Here is a 16,862-nt window from a genome sequence, read left to right as displayed (position 1 = left end):
TATATTGTGCATTTTATTGCTCAGCTGATGGTATCTGTGTCAATTTGTTGTGATTTTTTATGTAGTTATATGTGATATGGTTAACACCCTCGCCTTTAGGCGAACACTTTAGTATTAGTTATCTAGGAAATGTGCTAAGGGAGGACGAATGGAATATAGGAGATGATCCCACAGCCTATATGACCTAAAGTATCATATAGTATTTTGTACTAAGTATAGGTATAGAGTTTTAACTGGGCAAGTTGCGATTAGAACTAGGGAAGTAATCCGAGAAATACGTGCTGCTAATTACATAAATATAATTAGTGGCAGTATGAGTCCTGATCACGTACATATATTAGCATTGGTTCCGCCTAGTATATCAATATCTAAAGCTGTGCAATATATTAAAGGTATAAGTAGTCGTAAGTTGCTACAGGAATTTGCACTGCTCCGTAAGCGGTATTGTGGACAACATCTTTGGGCCAGAGGGTATTTTGTTGTGACAGTTGGCAATGTGAATTCAGAAGAAGTGCAAAAATATATAGAACAGCATGAGGAACATCACAAAAAAGATGATTTTAGAATATCAGAGTTTTAGCGTTTACGCTTTTAATCTGCTTTGCAAGCGTTACATAAACTACCGCGCTTTAGCCGGTAGTAATTGATAGCAGAATCGGAAAAATGTTTGTAGTACGCGCGCCAGAAATCTATTTACGTAGCAAATAAATTTCTGTGGAGAAGTAAAATGTGCAACAAAGCCGAACTGCCATACGCTAATTTTCGGGTATATTAATTCTCCTATACCTAGCAAATACTACATTCACACAATCCGTAAGGTTTTTGCGTTTATTATAACATTTCCTTACGGATTTAAAGCGCTATTTTTGCGCTCCAAGCACCATTTCATGCTTGTTTTGAGACTTTGTACTAGTTACAATGTATGCTCCTCTTTGTATAGCCAAAAAATCTGCTATACACTTGGATTATGAATAGGTAACTTGAGTTAGTTATTGGTGCAAACAAAATTAATTCTGTTTATGATAAGATTTTGCAGTTTAGATGCAGCTTCCGAGTCTGTTTCGTCATTGCTCCAAGCAGATTTGAAGAATGATTGTTTTAAAGCTGTAACATTTACTGAATAACTATCATTTGAATCTTGCAATAAAAGGATACGATATTTTTTTCTCTCTTGTTTGTTATTTGAATACTGCCAATGTGTAACTGCAGTGCCAGACTCTTTGTCAGTAAAAGCTATTTGAATATCTGATAGAGAATCAAGCATAGTATTCCATACTAGGTTTTTACTGCAGTTTGAGGTTTGTTTCTTTGGTTTTGCAGTAAAATTAGAGTTATCTGTTGAACTATATATTGTAAAACCACCAGTTTCACCTCCAAGCAAGCTTCCAACTCTTTTATTCTCCACTTCTTCTTTGGAAGGTGGGAAAACAGGGTTTTTCTGGCTTATATTAGTACAAGCAGGCAGAAGTAATAGCGAGCATAAGATAAACAAAAGATTTAGTCTGTATTGTCTATTCATAAATTTCATTGCTAATTGTTGTAATATCCTTAATTTATATGTCCATCAAAAAATCGATTTGCCGCGCAAATAAATTTTTGCGGAAAATTAAATGTACAAAAGTTATTGTCAGCAGCCCTGTACTAATTTGTCCTGTACCCTAGGGCATTGCTAACCAAGAATAGATTTTGCTTTTAAATTCGCGTATATGTATACTGCCTTGATAGTAAGTTATATTGGAAGCATTATATATGTTAAGTTGTAAGCATTGTGGCAGCATAGGAAGCACAAAGAATGGCTATATTAAAGGTCGTCAGAGGTATAAGTGCCCAGAGTGTAAAAAGAGCTATAAGTCTGGAGATATGAGAGTAAAGTACAGCCTTAATAAAAAGATGAAGGTTGTTAGTATGTATCTGGAGGGAGTTGGAATTAGATCAATCGAGAGATTAGAAAAGGTCTCGAGTTCACTTATAATAAAGTGGATTAGAAAATTCTCAAAGCTTCTAAAACAAAGGCTGAATGATGTTACGATACCTGAGGATGCCAAGCAAATCTCAATTATTGAGCTGGATGAGCTTTTTAGTTATTGCCAAAAAAACTAACAAAGTCTACATTTGGCTTGCTGTTGATAGGGACAGAAATAAAGTTGTTGATTTTGAAGTGAGCATTGTCAGGGATTTTGCATCCTATCTTCCGATTGCCATGCGATTACAAAGTAGCTACGAGATAGAGATATCATGCAGTGACCATTACGACGTTTATGAAAAATTTAGGATTGCTAAAAAACACTATTCTACTAAGGCAGAAACGTCTTTAGTGGAATCATTCAACTCATTAATACGGCACTATTTAGCCAGGTTTCATCGTAAAACCAAACGTTACAGTAAGGCCATAGATATGATCTATAACTCTATCCTAATGCTTTTTAATAAAGACTTGCTGATATCTATCTTTAGTTAGCAATGCCTACCCTAGCAATACTACTTTAGGTACTTGCGGGCAACACCACTTGCAGAGACCTTTATTGCTTGATTTTCAAGTATTACTTCATTAATTTATTTGCAAATATATATAATTATTTGACACAAAAATTAACGCATGTGAATTTATGAAGACAGTACATAACAAAATCCATAAGGTTGCCACTTTTCCTGCTGGACTTTCTGCGCATCATAATTGCTTGCAGGCCAACATAAATCCTCAGCTTCATAGAGTTTGACACAGGCGACTTAATACATTCTCTCTACTCTAGTAATTATCTTTTTATACTGCTTTGAGCTATATAAAAAGCAAAAATTTGAATATAAAACTATCTTTGATAATCTTCAATATGGCACTACCGGCAGTGCTATATATAAAATGATAGCTATTTCTTTTATAACAACGGTTAATTAGAATGTAATTTCTTGATTACAGCTTGTTGCAATATAGACAATATATTACTCCAAGCCCAATATAACACCAATCCAGAAGGGAAAGAGGCAAACATGAACAGGAATATTAAAGGCAACATCTTCATAACCTTAGCTTGAGTTGGGTCAGACGGCTCCGGGTTTAGTTTTTGTTGTATATGCATGGTTAGAGCCATTATGATAGGTAGTACACCAATCATCAAAAATCCTGGAGGATCCCAAGGAATCAAACCAAACATATTAAATAGGCTTGTAGGATCAGGGGCGGATAAATCATGGATCCAAAGCATGAATGGTGCATGTCTCATCTCTATCGTAACATATAGCACTTTATAAAGAGCGAAAAAGATAGGCATCTGTACTATAATTGGCAAGCAACCAGACATAGGGTTAGCATTTTCCTTTTTATAGAGCTCCATCATTGCTTTATGCATGCTTTGCATATCATCTTTAAATTTTTCCTTAATTTTGGCCATTTGCGGCTGCAGAGCTTTTAGCTTATTCATACTTAGGAAACTCTTATATGAAAGTGGAAAAAGGAGTAACTTTATTACGATTGTTAAAAGAATAATTGCGTAACCAAAATTACCTAAAATCTGATAAAAATAGCTCAGCAACATGAAGATAGGCTTGGTAATAAAGTATAGTATTCCAAAGTCAACCGCTCTATCAAATAGTTCTATATTATAAACTTTTTCATAACTCTCTAGAAGTTTAAGCTGTTTAGGTCCAATAAATAGATTATAGCTGTTATCTATGGAGTTGTTAGGCAGTATAAGTTGAGCTTCCAATATCCCATCTATCTGAAATCTATCTCTATCACTTACCTTAAAAGAAGAAATTTTTGCATTAAATTGACTGCCTTTCTGAGGAATAATAGCTGTGAGCCAATATTTGTCTACCCAGCCAAGCCAGCCACTTTGAGACTTATAAGTTAAATTTTTATCATCTTTGATATCACCAAACGTTACTTCATGTAATTTGCTATTTAACACACCAATTGCTCCTTCATGCATAAGCATGTTAGTGTTCTTACTTTCAGTAAACGTACGATTAACAGCGAAATATGGATGGAGCGAAACAGCGGAACCACTATTATTTTGTACAGACTGCTTGATGTTTAACATATATTTCTCATCAAGTGAGAATTGCAGTTTGAACGTAATACCAGTACTATTTTTCCAATACATATTTATTAAATTCATTGGAGATAAATTATTCCCGCTATGTTGCCAAACTGAGTTTTTAGTAGGAAGCTCTACTTTTTGTCCGGATGAATCAAGCCAACCAAATTCTACAAAAAATACCTCATTAGTATTTCCTGGGGAGAGTAACACAACGTTTTGTGAGTTTGGATCTGCAGTTTCTGTGTATTTCTTTAAAATGACATCATCCAGCCTTCCACCGATTAGGCTTAGCGATCCTTTCATTGTATCGCTTTCTAAGAGTATTCTCTTCCTCTCTGAGAATCCATGTTGTATTACATGTTCTCTAGGTAAAATTTCAATTGGTTTCTTTATATATTCTAATGTTGTAATATCTCTGCTTGTATTATTTTCTGTAACTTTTGTGTTCGTTTCAGGCGTTATAATGAAGTTTTGCCACACTGTTAAGATAATTAGAGATATTATAAGTGCTATTAAAAGTCTTTGATTTTGTGTCATCTTCTAGAATAAATATTTTACAGATACCCCACTTACGAGTTCAAGGGGTGTTTTACTGTTTTACTACTATGTTTGCAAGTTCATTTTTATTTTAATGGAATATAAATATAAAATCTTAACGACACATTATAGTTGTTGATTTGAAGTATTTCGAGTATTAAAAAGTTGAGAAAGAAGTGAAGAGAGTGCTTCATCAAGCACAGATTCTGAGTGTTCTTCATCCCACATTTCATCTTTCATGAATGCCGATGCAATCTCTATGCTTATTTGTAAAATTTCAGATTTTAATTTGACGATTAAGTTATCCATGTTACGTGCTGCAAGGTTATGAGCGCTTTGTATATCACGTTTCATATCTGATTGGATCTTAGAATTTATATTTTCAAGTAGATGTTTTACTTTCTTTTCTGACTGTTTTGCTATGAGATCTCTTTGTTCCACTGCTTTTGTATATTCTAACTTAGCCTCCTCTAGCATTTTCATAGCTTCTGCTCGTATCTTTGTTGCTTCTTCTATATTAGCGCTAATCATCTTTATTTTATTATCCAAGATTGACGCAATAGCCTTTCTACCTTTTGGGAAAACTGCAGCAACAAAAATGAAAAAACAAATGGAAACAAAAAACTCCTCGTTAAACTCAAACATACTTAGGAATACCATCAAAAATAATTTTATGCATAAGCTCTAAGCTTATCAGTTTTTACACATCAAAGGATTTATACATCGTCATACTTTAAAGATTAGCGTCTTTAAAATTCTCCTTATGTGCTTTGTATGCAACCTGAGCTGCCGATTAATAACACAAATATATAGTAGATTTTTTCTGCAATACAAAGAAATGCATACATGACACTTTAGTAGTGGCTTGCAACATACCTACTCACTACAACATCGTTGAATTTTATATTTCGAAAACTTTAGAAAAGCTACTTCTTGACTCAATTTTCGAAACATTGAGACGAGTTGCTAATTATCAAATAATTGGTAACTCGCTTCTCCTAACCTTTACTCAGTTTAACTTCGTATGTACATAAATACCAACTCTTCATTTGCCGGAGCCATATGTACATATACCATGAGCTATAGCTAAAGCACTATAAAATATGCACGGCAAACGAGTATTTAGAACAAATTTTTATTCACTTGAAATCTGCAATATAACTCTATTTCAGACGAGAGGCTGACTTAAAATTTATCAAAAAGACAAAGTTTAGCATAACTCTTTTATACTGCCTTAGATATATCATGACACAAAAGCTAGATAATAACAACGCATACAAATATCGTAATACAACAAAGTACGGAATAAGATATTGCAAGCGATATCATTACGAAATCTTATTCTTCTGCTGAAAGAAATGCAAAATTTCATTCTTTACATCATCTGCAACAAACGGCACTTGCGCGCGTATTTCTTGTTCGAGGTCTGCTAACTTTTTAGATTCTGCTACTAAAAATGCTTCAACTTTATCATTAGATATAGCAACAGCTTCTTCCATCATTACTCTAGCTTTAGCATCTGCTTCTTTTTGTAGTAATACAGAATGCTCTCTAGCTTGATGCATAATTTGAGCAATCTCAGATTTCAATTTTTGGCATTCTAAAACAAGAGTCTCTGACTTTGCTATCGCATCATCCACAATAGCGTTGCGCAGCGCTATTTTTTTAGACATTCTAGGGAAGAAAAAATATCTAACGAAACAGTATAGAGCAGAAAAAACTAATATTAGCCAAACAATCTGCATCAAATATGTGGAAATATCTAGTTGTGGCATTGGCAGACAGTATCAAATCATTATTAACTAAAATATATAAGTAGAGTCATCAAGAACGCAAATATACCCATAGCTTCTGCAAGGCCAGCGCCTATATATGCATACTTGCTAAGCTGGGACTCAGCTGAAGGATTGCGCGCTATGCTTTTTATCAGCGCAGCAAAAATATTACCCACTCCAATTGCAGCGCCTAGCATTCCGAGGGTTGCAAGACCTACTCCAACATATTTTAGTGACAACAATTCCATAAAAAACATTCCTCAATTATTAGTAAATATAAAACAAAGCAAAAATTTATCACAATAGCAAATATCACCTAAGTATCGTTTTAAATCAATAACTTAATTATACAAGCAGTATAAATTTCTAAAGGATTATGTCACAACATTTCCTTAAAAGCGAATTTAGAACCACACTAGGTTACTTTAAAATAGATAAATGTCTCAATAAGATAAAGTAACAAAAGAAGTTATTGGAATTATTACAAGAGGCGAGAATAGCATAGAGATAGATAAAATTAGTGTAAATTTAAAGCATCACTTAGATATACACATGTTAAAATAGAAAAAATATAAGCCTGTAAAACTGCAACAAATATCTCAAATCCTGTAAGTAGCGTCAGTAACATAAGTGGAAAAATACCAAAAAATCCTGCCATAATCGCCATAGATGCTAAAACTTTAAGCACAACATGCCCTGCTATCATATTTGCAGCAAGACGTATAGAAAGGCTAACAGGCCTTGCAAGATATGCTATCAATTCTATCACAAAAAGCATAGGAGCCATTAAGATAGGTGTGCCAGACGGAACTAGCAATGAGAAGTAGTGCATTCCATGCTTGTAAAAGCCTATAACTGTGACACAGACAAAGATGAATGCTGCAAATGCCATAGTGACTGCTATATGACTTGTTACAGTAAATGCATATGGAAGCATACTAAATAGATTGCAGAATAATATAAAAATGAACAGAGAAAAAATGAATGGGAAATATTTACGAGCCTCGCTACCGGCTGTACTTTTTACCATATTTTCTATCATATCATACAATACCTCAACAGCGGCTTCTAGCCTATTTGGCACAGCCTTGCTAGAGCTAGTTCCCAAAAAGAGAAATAGAGCAGTGATGAAAAGCACAATCAACATCATGAGTGAAGAGTTGCTAAATGAAACATCAAGTCCTGCTACCTTAATAGGAAGCAAAACTTTTATATTAAATTGCTCTAGAGGGCTATGCATAAGATGTTCTAATATCTACTTATGTTATGAATTCCAGCGAACAAGCCTAATATTGTAAAAATAAACAAAAAAGCAGGCATTGTACCAAAGTATAGATCAACATAATAACCTACAAAAACACCTATTGCAATCCCAGCAAGTATGTCAGCAAGTATGTTTATTCCACTGCCACTTTTATTTGTTGATTTTTTTTTATAATTGGCATTAAAAATACTGCCATGTTTTGCTTGCATGCGTTCTTGGTAGCATGTTTTAGATTTTAAATCATCTATCCTAGATTTGAGGCTATCTTTATTTGACATTATAAAATTATGGGATTTTAAGAAGATTGTGCAGTTTGAAAGGTAGTTATGCAAGATTTAATACAACTCAAATGCTAGAGCAAAATGCTGAATACAGTGAATTGTGACACACTCATGCGCAGCTGAATTTGTAAAAAGATAATACAGATATCAAGCAAAGCGAATTAGAGAAAGTTGTCCGAAGCCAGAACGAGCTTGAGTATTAGAACGATTAATCTTCCTATAGCTGTATAAAATATCAGAATTTGTATAGGTATCTATGCATAGATCTTCTATTTCAACACCCATCTCAGATAATACTGATCTGCAGTATCCAGGTAAATCAAACAGATACTTTTCTCCGTTATTTTTAAAGAAAATGCTGTTACTTTTAGATTGTTTTATAAATCTGTCATGTAATTCATATGATACCTCATAGCTATATTGTCTAATTGATGGGCCAAGACACGCCGCAATACTACTGACATTTGCACCTAAGGATTCCATAGCGAGCACAGTGTTTTGTAAGATGCCACTGAATGCACCGCGCCAACCCGCATGGGCGGCTCCCGATATTTTATTTTTTTCATCGTATAAGAGTATAGGTACACAATCAGCAGTCTTAACGCCAATCACAGCCCCTGGAATATCTGTTACTATAGAGTCAGCTGGCATATCGCTACTAAACATAGCCGCGTCCTTGCGCGACAATACCAGCACCTTATCTGTATGTTCTTGTTTAGGCATTGCAATTATGTCACCATCGCAAATCTCAAAAACATTGCTTATATACTTAGCTCTGGAGCGTTTTTCTACCAACTCTGCAAAATCTACATGCTTCAAAAAAAAATAACCATACGCACCGCGAGCACTCAAAAGCCCGGATTTTATATAATGCTTTAGCATATATATTCCGATGTTGTTACATTATTGTACGAGTATATAAAACGTATTTTTAGCAAAAACTGTGACATAATTACTACCTTTACTTGCGATTTACCGCCTCTTTCAAGTCTTTTCCAGGAATAAACTTTGGTCTTTTGCAAGCTGGGACGTTGATCTTTTGTCCGTTTTGTGGATTGCGTACAACCTTAGCTCTTACATCTGCTACTTTAAATGCTCCAAAACCAACTATCCTGATCTCATCGCCACTTTCTAGCGCTTTTTGTATAGTGGATAATACAGCCGAAACAGCATCTGCAGCTTTAGTTTTAGAAACACTCATAGCACCAGCAACAGCTTCAATAAATTCAGTTTTATTCATTTATGATCCTCAATTATGATTATTTTAAGATGATAATTATCTCGACAGAGTATTTCAGACGCAAAAACATATCAAGATAATTTTAGGGTAGGCCGTGAAAATCTTATAAATTTTGTGCTTTTGTTTACCCTTAATGGCAATTTGGCTAGATTATACGCCTTAAGATTGTTAATAAAGTTATAGTATATGCGAAACTAATTCTTTAATGGCATAAGGTTTTACTACATAGATTATGTGAGATTGCTTAAAGAGATTAAATATATATTTATTATGCATATCATAATGAAAAATTGAGAGTTTTCACATAAAGATAGATAAGAGCTGTTCTTGATATTGTTTGAATATTTGTGTAATAGTAAGAGCGCACCAAAGCTTGATGGATTCGTATACCATTGACTCTTTTTTAGAAACGATTTTAGTGCGCCGTGTCATTCGGCATAAATGATGTCGCGTGTTGCTATTATCTCTCTCGATACATACTGTGCCAGACTTTCCAATTGTATGACGCTCTTTGGGTAAAATTTTAGAAAAAGCCTCCCAATCATCCGTATAAAAATGACATTCTTTCAGATGACTCACTTTGTTGTAGAGCTTTTGGAATGTTGCAGTATCACGATTGCCTGTAACCCAGGCAACTGTTCTCCTTGTACTACGATCAACTGCCTTAATGATCCAAAGCTTGTTTTTTTTGAACCAATAAAATGCCACATCTCGTCGAATTCCATCTCCATAATATCCGAAGAGACAACTGGCTCCTGAGTCTTGCCCATCGCCTCTACTACCCAGCGATAAATTATGGACGGCGAATGCCCCAATATCTTGCATAACATAGAAAAAGAGCCATTACCAAGACTATATAGCATAACGCATAATGCTTTCTTAACAGCTGTTTGAGGCTTCTTGCCCAGATCGCCCTCAACAAAATTTAGAACATGATCTGCACTTATAACGCTGTACACCCCCTCACAATGCCATTCTTTACAAAGATATCAGAGCAACATCCCTTACAACAAACAATAAAACCACTCTTTAGTTTTTAAAAAAGTGATCATATCATACTTCTATCTAATTGTGAAAACTCTCGAAAAATTTATAAAAATATGATATTATATGCCGCAAGAAATCCCATGCCGAAATTTTCAATTGCACTTATTACGCCAAGTGGAATATTTAGAGCACTTCCTAAACAGGCGCACTTTATTTTTTGACCTGATAGTAAGCTTTTTACTACACCTATTCCGCTGATTGTCATTACTGTAAAAGTGACGATATTCACAAAAAGTGGCAGAAATGCGCATAGATACGATATTCCAAGGCTGAATTCGATGAATGGATAGCAATATCCATAAAATCGAAACTTTTGTGCCAAAAGATCATATGCCGCAAATGCTTTGACAAATCCATTTATATCGAGAAACTTGAAAAGTGAAAGAAATATGAAGAAGTATGCCATGAAATATTGCATTAGAGTCCCACCATTAGCATTGTGCATGGCAATCATCATCACACAAGATAGGGCAAAACAAAATATCAGAATAATAAAAAGAGAGGTGTATTTTGATAAGTAATCAGTTATTTTTTGCATAATTCCTCCATATAATGACATGATAGCACCTCGCTTTATAGATGATATATTTTTAGAAAGAGCAGGAAGTCTTAATACTTTTGGAGCTATAAGTTCATCATATAAACTAGAAGGTGAATCATAATTTGTTAAATTGTTGTTATTTTGCTAAAATTAGTGATGCTTTATAATTGAAAAGCAATGTTAGTCAAATTAAACATTTTACTAATTTATTTTTTTTGTGAAGATTATTTTTATATTATCGTCTGCTTTGATCAATCATTAATTTTTGATGAGGGCGTATTAAGATCTTCAAGATCTATTATAATCAAAAGAAAGATAAGTTTGCTGCTGCGAAAGTTGATTTGCGTGGTAGTGGCAAAATAGTGCAGTTATGTTTCACGTGTTGGCATGGCCTTGTTAATCAAGTCAATTTAGGCGAGTTGCTTAATTATGAAATAATTAGCAACCCGCGTTGCATAAAGAGCATTTTGACTATGTCAATTTTTGAAATATTTATTTTTAGATTTGAGTCTGCTGATGTCCTGCTTTATCCAACAACTATAACTAGTGCTGGGCGTAGCAAGCGTGAGTCTATAATATATCCTGCTTGTACGACCTGAGCTATTGTATTTTTCTTCTTTGTTGTGTCTTCTTGCTGACTCAGTGCTTCATGATACCTGTGATCAAACTCGCTTTCTATCTCTGGGTAAATTCTTTGAATGCCATGTTTTTCGAATGCACTTAGCAATATTTTCTGCGTCATTAAAACACCATCACTCATGCTTTGCATTTCCGGCGTAATTTCAGCGTTATCTGAGATGTTTTCTGTTACTCTATACAAGTTTTCTAGAACCTCAACTAGTTCTTTTGCAAAGTTTGCAATGGCATACTTTTTTGCATCCTCGAGCTCACGCGCGAAGCGTTTCCTGAGATTATCATTCTCTGCAATCTCTAAGAGTAGCTTATTGTTCAACTCTTTCACAAGACTCTGCAGTTCTGCTACTTGATTTTTCTGCTCATTTTCTTTTTCTTCCATAACTAGTTTTGAATCTTCAGTAGTTACGTCCTGATTCTCATTTTGTTGTAATGTAGCATTATGCTCTTTTTCAGAATGGTTTTCTTGCTGCATTTTATTTTCCTGAAGCTTATCTGTTTGCATGATTAATACGTTTTAAAAAAGTATTTTGACAAATTCTCAGTATTAGATAGTATACCACTGAGACGATTTCAAGGCAAAAAACGGCTTTGGTGAAATATTGAGTTTGAATTGTTAAATCGCAGCTGCTATGTAACACGAGTTAAAGTATTTCGTTATGAATTTACCTTTATTGAAAAAAGTTTTGAGAGTAGCAAATTGCTTGCGTATTTCATTTGAAATGAATATGGTTAGTTTTTCAAGTGATTATATTATTGCTATCGAGCGAAAATATAAAAGAAATTTCACTATTTCTAGAATAAACTAAATACTGATTTTTATTTAACTTCGGGCAGACTAGCTATGTCCTATGTTAATTATATACAAGCTTAAAAACATAGTGAATAGACCTCTTGCATAACCTCATTCTGAGGTAGAAATTCTTATAGAGTAGATTTTTGCAAAACGTCACCAAACAATGATCCACGTGAGTGTTTTTATGTTTTAGTGACAATCAAATCACAGTTTGGAACAGGTTATGCAAGAGGTCTAATGAATACGCCTCTTGAAGAGCTGATATTCTATTATAGCACTATTAACAATGCTGTATACAAAAACGCCGTTGTAGCTCAGTTGGTAGAGCAACGCATTCGTAATGCGTGGGTCGGGGGTTCGACTCCCTTCAACGGCACCAAACGTCGGGTTTTATTATAATTTACTTTAGCTTTAGGTAAAGGAGTGATACATGGAGCTTTTATTTTCTTTGGCTGTTATTATTTTTATTTTAGCGTTTTCTGCTATCAAAATTGTTCCGCAGCAAGAAGCTTGGATAGTTGAGAGATTTGGTAAATATCACCAATCCATGGTTGCTGGTCTGAATTTTATTATTCCATTCATCGATAGGGTCGCATACAAGCATACTCTAAAAGAAAGACCGATAGATGTTCTCGAACAAGCTGCTATTACAAAGGATAATGTAACTTTATTGCTTGATGGAGTTCTTTATGTTCGTATAGTAAATCCTGTTGATGCATCATACGGCGTTGAGAATCCTTATTATGCTGTTACACAGCTTGCGCAAACATCAATGCGTTCTGCTATAGGAAAAATTTCTATGGATAATACATTCGAAGAGCGCGAATTGTTGAATGTGCAAATTGTAAATGCGATAAATGAAGCTGCCACTACCTGGGGCATACAATGTATGCGCTATGAAATACGAGATATTAAGCCACCAGTTGGTGTTGTGAAGGCAATGGAGACGCAGGTTGCAGCAGAGAGGCAGAAGCGTGCTGTTATACTTGAGTCTGAGGGGCAGAAGCAGGCAACTATTAACTCTGCAGAGGCTAGAAAGTGTGAAGTTGTACTAAGTTCCGAAGCTATTATGACAGAGCAAGTGAACAGAGCAAAGGGTGAGGCTGAAGCAATAGAGATGATTGCAAATGCGACTGCAGCAAGCATAGTAAGGGTTGCTGCTGCTATCCAGAATAATGGTGGATCTGATGCCGCAGCTCTTAGAGTTGCAGAACAATACATAGAGGCATTTAAACTTCTTGCTAAGGAGAATAATACTCTTATCATTCCTTCTAATACAGGAGATGCAAGTGCTATGGTTGCGCAAGCTCTTGGCATCTTCAAAGGAATGAAGTCTTAAGATAAGGTTTGAATAAAGCTTGCTTTACTAAAAATGCTAAAAAGTGTTATTTTTTATCAATGCATTTTGATTTAGAGAGTATATACCTGATTTATGTAGTTATATGTGATATGGTTAACACCCTCGCCTTTAGGCGAACACTTTAGTATTAGTTATCTAGGAAATGTGCTAAGGGAGGACGAATGGAATATAGGAGATGATCCCACAGCCTATATGACCTAAAGTATAATATAGTATTTTGTACTAAGTATAGGTATAGAGTTTTAACTGGGCAAGTTGCGATTAGAACTAGGGAAGTAATCCGAGAAATATGTGCTGCTAATTACATAAATATAATTAGTGGCAGTATGAGTCCTGATCACGTACATATATTAGCATTGGTTCCGCCTAGTATATCAATATCTAAAGCTGTGCAATATATTAAAGGTATAAGTAGTCGTAAGTTGCTACAGGAATTTGCACTGCTCCGTAAGCGGTATTGGGGGACAACATCTTTGGGCCAGAGGGTATTTTGTTGTGACAGTTGGCAATGTGAATTCAGAAGAAGTGCAAAAATATATAGAACAGCATGAGGAACATCACAAAAAAGATGATTTTAGAATATCAGAGTTTTAGCGTTTACGCTTTTAATCTGCTTTGCAAGCGTTACACAAACTACCGCGCTTTAGCCGGTAGTAATTGATACTTTATTATATACATACAAACTTAGACTTTAAAAAGAGCTAAGAAACGCGAATTGTTAATTATAAAATAATTTAATTGGCAACTCCTCTAGATATGTGCGAAAATTGAGTCAGGAGTGACCTTCCTAAAATTTTCAAAATGTATAAATTCAACGATCTTTGTATGGCAGATATGTTGTAAGTCATTACTAAATTGACAAAATTTGTATATATGCATCTCTTTGTGTTGTCGAAAAATCTGCCATACACTTTTAGTTATTAATCAGTAATTTGTTTTGTATACAAAATACATAAGGAGCATTTTAAAGACGCTAATTTTGAAAAGTATGACAAATATATACTACTTGTGATCAAAGATTTTTAATGTTTGGAGAAAATACAGATGGAAGTCATAATAACCGGAAAACATATTAGTATAGGTGATTCATTGCGTGTTCATGTAGAAGAAAGCCTAAAGTCCAGAGTTAAGAGATACTTTGAGAACGCAATTAGTGCTCATGTTACAATTTCTAAAAATAACAGTATGTTTCACTCGAACGTTATAGTGAACGATGGTACTGGACGTGGCGTTGTAATAAAAAGTAATAACGAAGATGCAGATCCGTATAATAGTGTAGATGGTGCGATACAGAAAGCAGAGAAGCAGTTGCAAAAATACAAAGAGCGTTTCAAGGATAAGCATAAAGTGCGCAGTGTTAGAGATCCTGAAGTGCTTGATGAACTAATGGCAATTAAATATGTGCTTGCAGCAAGTGATCATGAAGTTTTGGATGAATGTCCAATCGTTGTAGCAGAGAGACAATCTCCATTACTCAGAATGACTGTGAGTGATGCTGTTATGCATATGGATTTAATGGATTTAACTACGTTGTTATTCATTAACTTAGAAAGTGGAATGATAAGTGTTGTATACCGTAGAAAAGACGGCAAAATAGCTTGGATAGAAACACAAATTCCTTATATGGTAAAATGAAAGTTGATAAAAGAAATACGGTAGTAATCGTAACAGGTGGAACTGGTGGTCACGTATATCCTGCTGAAGCTCTTTCGCGCCATATAGAAAAGAAGTTTAATGTAGTATTTACAATAGATGATCGAGGATTTAATTTTATAAAAGATATTGTGGATGTATCGAAAGTTTTTAGGATCTTTAGTGTAAGTTCGGCAACTTTATTGTCTTCATACATAAAGATTTTACTTTTATTTGTGAATTGCTTGAGATTGCTCCATTTGTTTGTTGCTATAAAGCCTAGGTGCGTTGTATGTTTTGGTGGATATGCGTCTCTGGCTCCTGCTTTTGCTGCTTTTTTAATGAGGATTCCAGTTGTAGTACATGAACAAAATTCTGTCCTTGGAAAGTCTAATAAGATAATTTCATACTTTTGCAGGAGTTTAGCTGTCTCCTTTCCAGATACTGTTGGATTGCCAAGTACTGTATTAAATAAAGTTGTTGTCACTGGTTTGCCGATGCGGCCTGAGCTGCTTGACATAGCAAGAAGTACACAATATAAGGCAGAGTCAACCACAAGTCTTGTTGCGGGTGATGAAGTTGAAAGCAGTGCTATATTAGGAAAAACAGAAAGTGATGCTGATCACTCCATTCTTTCTATTTTAGTAATAGGTGGAAGTCAGGGAGCAAAGGTATTTTCTGATATTTTTCCAAGTGCTATTAGTTTGCTACCGCTTGATAAGCAAAAACAGATTGCAGTGACTCAGCAGGTTAGGCAAGAGGATATGGAAAATGTTAATGAATTTTATAGCAAAACAAGCGCAAGAGTTGAGTTAAGCACTTTCTTTAAAGATATTGGGAGGAAAATTGCGACACATGACTTGATAGTTTCAAGAGCTGGAGCAGCAACAGTATTTGAGTTAATTTTGTTTCAAAAGCAATCGATACTTGTGCCATTTCCAAGTGCAGCTGATAATCATCAATTCCATAATGCGATATTTATTCGTGATAATTTGGGGGCTATCTTGATTCCTCAAGATGAGTTTAGTAGTGCAAAGCTATGTGATATAATTCTTAGATTTTTAAGTAATAGGAGTGAATTGAAAACGTCTAGTAAAATAAATCGTAGATTTTTTTGTGAGAGTGCTGCGAAGAATCTTGCTGAACTACTTTAAGAGTTTTGAAGGTATATTATTTTCGACTGAAAATGTTATATACTGCGGGTAAAGTGAAGAGTTGCTATTTAACTTGCATGCACCACTTGAGTTGCCGATTAATAACTTAAATATATGGGAGATTTTTTCAGCAAGACAAAGATGTGTATATACAAGTTTTGCCACTTTAGTGTAAGTCTGCAACATGTCTAACATGCAGAAATAGTTGAATTGATTTTATATTTCGAAAAACTTTAGGTAAATCGCTCCTGGTTCAATTTTCGTATATCGTGCTGTTAACAGCATCATATTTAGACGAGTTACTAATTATCAATTACTACCGCGCTTTAGCCGGTAGTAATTGATGTAATTAGCAGCACATGTTTCTCGGATTACTTCCCTAGTTCTAATCGCAACTTGCCCAGTTAAAACTCTATACCTATACTTAGTACAAAATACTATATGATCAAAATACTATATGATACTTTAGGTCATATAGGCTGTGGGATCCTCTCCTATATTCCATTCGTCCTCCCTTAGCACATTTCCTAGATAATAATACTAAAGTGTTCGCCTAAAGGCGAGG

At 34.7% G+C, this 16,862-nt stretch carries 20 protein-coding genes, 1 tRNA gene and 2 pseudogenes; 9 read left to right on the top strand and 14 right to left on the bottom strand.

The window, feature by feature from the left end:
* Window positions 1–178: 178 nt before the first annotated feature.
* Window positions 179–580, top strand: a pseudogene (gene tnpA / locus AACK98_RS05185) (IS200/IS605 family transposase); the annotation flags it as partial.
* 405 nt (window positions 581–985) lie between these two features.
* Here the strand turns inward: tnpA (AACK98_RS05185) and AACK98_RS05180 are convergent.
* Window positions 986–1,519 carry a DUF3576 domain-containing protein gene (locus tag AACK98_RS05180; RefSeq protein WP_339040226.1) on the bottom strand — a complete coding sequence of 178 codons (534 nt, stop codon included), beginning with the start codon at window positions 1,517–1,519 and terminating at the stop codon, window positions 986–988.
* A 230-nt stretch (window positions 1,520–1,749) separates the two neighbouring features.
* Here AACK98_RS05180 and AACK98_RS05175 point away from each other — a divergent pair, with 230 nt between their 5' ends.
* Both AACK98_RS05175 and AACK98_RS05170 read left to right on the top strand, forming a co-directional pair.
* The gene (locus AACK98_RS05175; RefSeq protein ID WP_339040500.1) at window positions 1,750–2,100 is read left to right on the top strand and encodes a hypothetical protein; all 351 of its coding nucleotides are present in this window, start codon (window positions 1,750–1,752) and stop codon (window positions 2,098–2,100) included.
* Entirely contained in the window at window positions 2,069–2,458 is a 390-nt protein-coding gene (locus AACK98_RS05170) for an IS1 family transposase (RefSeq protein WP_339040210.1), read from the top strand. Before AACK98_RS05175 ends, AACK98_RS05170 begins: the two co-directional genes overlap by 32 nt.
* Window positions 2,459–2,885: 427 nt before the next feature.
* Here the strand turns inward: AACK98_RS05170 and yidC are convergent, their stop codons facing one another.
* The 4 genes from yidC to AACK98_RS05150 all read right to left on the bottom strand — a co-directional run bounded on the left by yidC (window position 2,886) and on the right by AACK98_RS05150 (window position 6,546).
* On the bottom strand, window positions 2,886–4,574 hold the full coding sequence (yidC, locus tag AACK98_RS05165; protein WP_339040498.1) for a membrane protein insertase YidC: 1,689 nt from the start codon (window positions 4,572–4,574) through the stop codon (window positions 2,886–2,888).
* A gap of 126 nt (window positions 4,575–4,700) precedes the next feature.
* A complete protein-coding gene (locus tag AACK98_RS05160) occupies window positions 4,701–5,219 on the bottom strand; it encodes an ATP synthase F0 subunit B (protein ID WP_339040497.1) in 519 nt (172 codons plus the stop codon).
* A gap of 683 nt (window positions 5,220–5,902) precedes the next feature.
* Window positions 5,903–6,349 (bottom strand): hypothetical protein, encoded by a 447-nt coding sequence (locus AACK98_RS05155; protein WP_339040495.1) that lies wholly within the window; start codon window positions 6,347–6,349, stop codon window positions 5,903–5,905.
* 23 nt (window positions 6,350–6,372) lie between these two features.
* Window positions 6,373–6,546: an ATP synthase subunit C family protein gene (locus tag AACK98_RS05150; RefSeq protein WP_339042607.1), complete on the bottom strand. Its 174-nt coding sequence runs from the start codon at window positions 6,544–6,546 to the stop codon at window positions 6,373–6,375.
* On the opposite strand from AACK98_RS05150, the gene AACK98_RS05145 reads away from it, so the two are divergent.
* Entirely contained in the window at window positions 6,491–6,655 is a 165-nt protein-coding gene (locus AACK98_RS05145; protein ID WP_339042723.1) for a hypothetical protein, read from the top strand. The two genes, AACK98_RS05150 and AACK98_RS05145, sit on opposite strands and share 56 nt — an antisense overlap.
* A gap of 211 nt (window positions 6,656–6,866) precedes the next feature.
* Here AACK98_RS05145 and AACK98_RS05140 read toward each other — a convergent pair whose 3' ends face one another.
* The 8 genes from AACK98_RS05140 to AACK98_RS05105 all read right to left on the bottom strand — a co-directional run bounded on the left by AACK98_RS05140 (window position 6,867) and on the right by AACK98_RS05105 (window position 11,860).
* A complete protein-coding gene (locus tag AACK98_RS05140) occupies window positions 6,867–7,589 on the bottom strand; it encodes a F0F1 ATP synthase subunit A (protein WP_339040493.1) in 723 nt (240 codons plus the stop codon).
* An 8-nt stretch (window positions 7,590–7,597) separates the two neighbouring features.
* Window positions 7,598–7,891, bottom strand: coding sequence for an AtpZ/AtpI family protein (locus tag AACK98_RS05135; RefSeq protein WP_339040491.1), 294 nt, complete (start codon window positions 7,889–7,891; stop codon window positions 7,598–7,600).
* A 150-nt stretch (window positions 7,892–8,041) separates the two neighbouring features.
* Complete coding sequence (gene pgeF / locus AACK98_RS05130) at window positions 8,042–8,776, bottom strand: peptidoglycan editing factor PgeF (protein ID WP_339040489.1); 735 nt, start codon at window positions 8,774–8,776, stop codon at window positions 8,042–8,044.
* 79 nt (window positions 8,777–8,855) lie between these two features.
* Entirely contained in the window at window positions 8,856–9,134 is a 279-nt protein-coding gene (locus AACK98_RS05125) for an HU family DNA-binding protein (RefSeq protein ID WP_339040487.1), read from the bottom strand.
* A gap of 300 nt (window positions 9,135–9,434) precedes the next feature.
* Window positions 9,435–9,803 carry an IS1 family transposase gene (locus AACK98_RS05120; RefSeq protein ID WP_339042606.1) on the bottom strand — a complete coding sequence of 123 codons (369 nt, stop codon included), beginning with the start codon at window positions 9,801–9,803 and terminating at the stop codon, window positions 9,435–9,437.
* Complete coding sequence (locus tag AACK98_RS05115) at window positions 9,710–10,093, bottom strand: hypothetical protein (RefSeq protein WP_339040485.1); 384 nt, start codon at window positions 10,091–10,093, stop codon at window positions 9,710–9,712. Before AACK98_RS05115 ends, AACK98_RS05120 begins: the two co-directional genes overlap by 94 nt.
* A 131-nt stretch (window positions 10,094–10,224) precedes the next feature.
* The gene (locus AACK98_RS05110) at window positions 10,225–10,740 is read right to left on the bottom strand and encodes a MauE/DoxX family redox-associated membrane protein (protein WP_339040483.1); all 516 of its coding nucleotides are present in this window, start codon (window positions 10,738–10,740) and stop codon (window positions 10,225–10,227) included.
* 508 nt (window positions 10,741–11,248) lie between these two features.
* Window positions 11,249–11,860: a nucleotide exchange factor GrpE gene (locus tag AACK98_RS05105; RefSeq protein ID WP_339040481.1), complete on the bottom strand. Its 612-nt coding sequence runs from the start codon at window positions 11,858–11,860 to the stop codon at window positions 11,249–11,251.
* Window positions 11,861–12,454: 594 nt separating this feature from the next.
* Here AACK98_RS05105 and AACK98_RS05100 point away from each other — a divergent pair.
* From AACK98_RS05100 to AACK98_RS05080, 5 genes and pseudogenes are all read left to right on the top strand, one after another.
* Window positions 12,455–12,530: transfer RNA gene (locus AACK98_RS05100), tRNA-Thr, on the top strand.
* Between the two features lie 51 nt (window positions 12,531–12,581).
* Entirely contained in the window at window positions 12,582–13,490 is a 909-nt protein-coding gene (locus AACK98_RS05095) for a stomatin-like protein (protein WP_339040479.1), read from the top strand.
* A 212-nt stretch (window positions 13,491–13,702) separates the two neighbouring features.
* Window positions 13,703–14,062: pseudogene (gene tnpA / locus AACK98_RS05090) on the top strand (IS200/IS605 family transposase); the annotation flags it as partial.
* Between the two features lie 493 nt (window positions 14,063–14,555).
* Window positions 14,556–15,146 carry a ribosome hibernation-promoting factor, HPF/YfiA family gene (gene hpf, locus AACK98_RS05085; protein ID WP_339040477.1) on the top strand — a complete coding sequence of 197 codons (591 nt, stop codon included), beginning with the start codon at window positions 14,556–14,558 and terminating at the stop codon, window positions 15,144–15,146.
* The gene (locus AACK98_RS05080) at window positions 15,143–16,297 is read left to right on the top strand and encodes a UDP-N-acetylglucosamine--N-acetylmuramyl-(pentapeptide) pyrophosphoryl-undecaprenol N-acetylglucosamine transferase (protein ID WP_339040475.1); all 1,155 of its coding nucleotides are present in this window, start codon (window positions 15,143–15,145) and stop codon (window positions 16,295–16,297) included. Before hpf ends, AACK98_RS05080 begins: the two co-directional genes overlap by 4 nt.
* 309 nt (window positions 16,298–16,606) lie before the next feature.
* On the opposite strand, the gene AACK98_RS08265 is transcribed toward AACK98_RS05080, so the two are convergent.
* Entirely contained in the window at window positions 16,607–16,738 is a 132-nt protein-coding gene (locus AACK98_RS08265; protein ID WP_410520025.1) for a transposase, read from the bottom strand.
* Window positions 16,739–16,862 lie beyond the last annotated feature (124 nt).

Origin of the sequence: Candidatus Lariskella endosymbiont of Hedychridium roseum (genome assembly GCF_964020185.1) — a bacterium.
In the GTDB taxonomy this organism is placed as follows: domain Bacteria; phylum Pseudomonadota; class Alphaproteobacteria; order Rickettsiales; family Midichloriaceae; genus Lariskella.
The sequence above is the reverse complement of the archived record's forward strand: the minus strand, read 5'-3'. Positions and strand labels throughout refer to the sequence as shown.

Excerpts from the sequence above, each read along its gene's own strand:
- AACK98_RS05180 (WP_339040226.1), bottom strand. The coding sequence starts at position 1,519 with ATGAATAGACAATACAGACTAAATCTTTTGTTTATCTTATGCTCGCTA.
- AACK98_RS05175 (WP_339040500.1), top strand. The coding sequence starts at position 1,750 with ATGTTAAGTTGTAAGCATTGTGGCAGCATAGGAAGCACAAAGAATGGC.
- AACK98_RS05170 (WP_339040210.1), top strand. The coding sequence starts at position 2,069 with ATGAGCTTTTTAGTTATTGCCAAAAAAACTAACAAAGTCTACATTTGG.
- yidC (WP_339040498.1), bottom strand. The coding sequence starts at position 4,574 with ATGACACAAAATCAAAGACTTTTAATAGCACTTATAATATCTCTAATT.
- AACK98_RS05160 (WP_339040497.1), bottom strand. The coding sequence starts at position 5,219 with ATGTTTGAGTTTAACGAGGAGTTTTTTGTTTCCATTTGTTTTTTCATT.
- AACK98_RS05155 (WP_339040495.1), bottom strand. The coding sequence starts at position 6,349 with ATGCCACAACTAGATATTTCCACATATTTGATGCAGATTGTTTGGCTA.
- AACK98_RS05145 (WP_339042723.1), top strand. The coding sequence starts at position 6,491 with ATGCTTTTTATCAGCGCAGCAAAAATATTACCCACTCCAATTGCAGCG.
- AACK98_RS05150 (WP_339042607.1), bottom strand. The coding sequence starts at position 6,546 with ATGCTAGGCGCTGCAATTGGAGTGGGTAATATTTTTGCTGCGCTGATA.
- AACK98_RS05140 (WP_339040493.1), bottom strand. The coding sequence starts at position 7,589 with ATGCATAGCCCTCTAGAGCAATTTAATATAAAAGTTTTGCTTCCTATT.
- AACK98_RS05135 (WP_339040491.1), bottom strand. The coding sequence starts at position 7,891 with ATGTCAAATAAAGATAGCCTCAAATCTAGGATAGATGATTTAAAATCT.
- pgeF (WP_339040489.1), bottom strand. The coding sequence starts at position 8,776 with ATGCTAAAGCATTATATAAAATCCGGGCTTTTGAGTGCTCGCGGTGCG.
- AACK98_RS05125 (WP_339040487.1), bottom strand. The coding sequence starts at position 9,134 with ATGAATAAAACTGAATTTATTGAAGCTGTTGCTGGTGCTATGAGTGTT.
- AACK98_RS05110 (WP_339040483.1), bottom strand. The coding sequence starts at position 10,740 with ATGTCATTATATGGAGGAATTATGCAAAAAATAACTGATTACTTATCA.
- AACK98_RS05105 (WP_339040481.1), bottom strand. The coding sequence starts at position 11,860 with ATGCAAACAGATAAGCTTCAGGAAAATAAAATGCAGCAAGAAAACCAT.
- AACK98_RS05095 (WP_339040479.1), top strand. The coding sequence starts at position 12,582 with ATGGAGCTTTTATTTTCTTTGGCTGTTATTATTTTTATTTTAGCGTTT.
- hpf (WP_339040477.1), top strand. The coding sequence starts at position 14,556 with ATGGAAGTCATAATAACCGGAAAACATATTAGTATAGGTGATTCATTG.
- AACK98_RS05080 (WP_339040475.1), top strand. The coding sequence starts at position 15,143 with ATGAAAGTTGATAAAAGAAATACGGTAGTAATCGTAACAGGTGGAACT.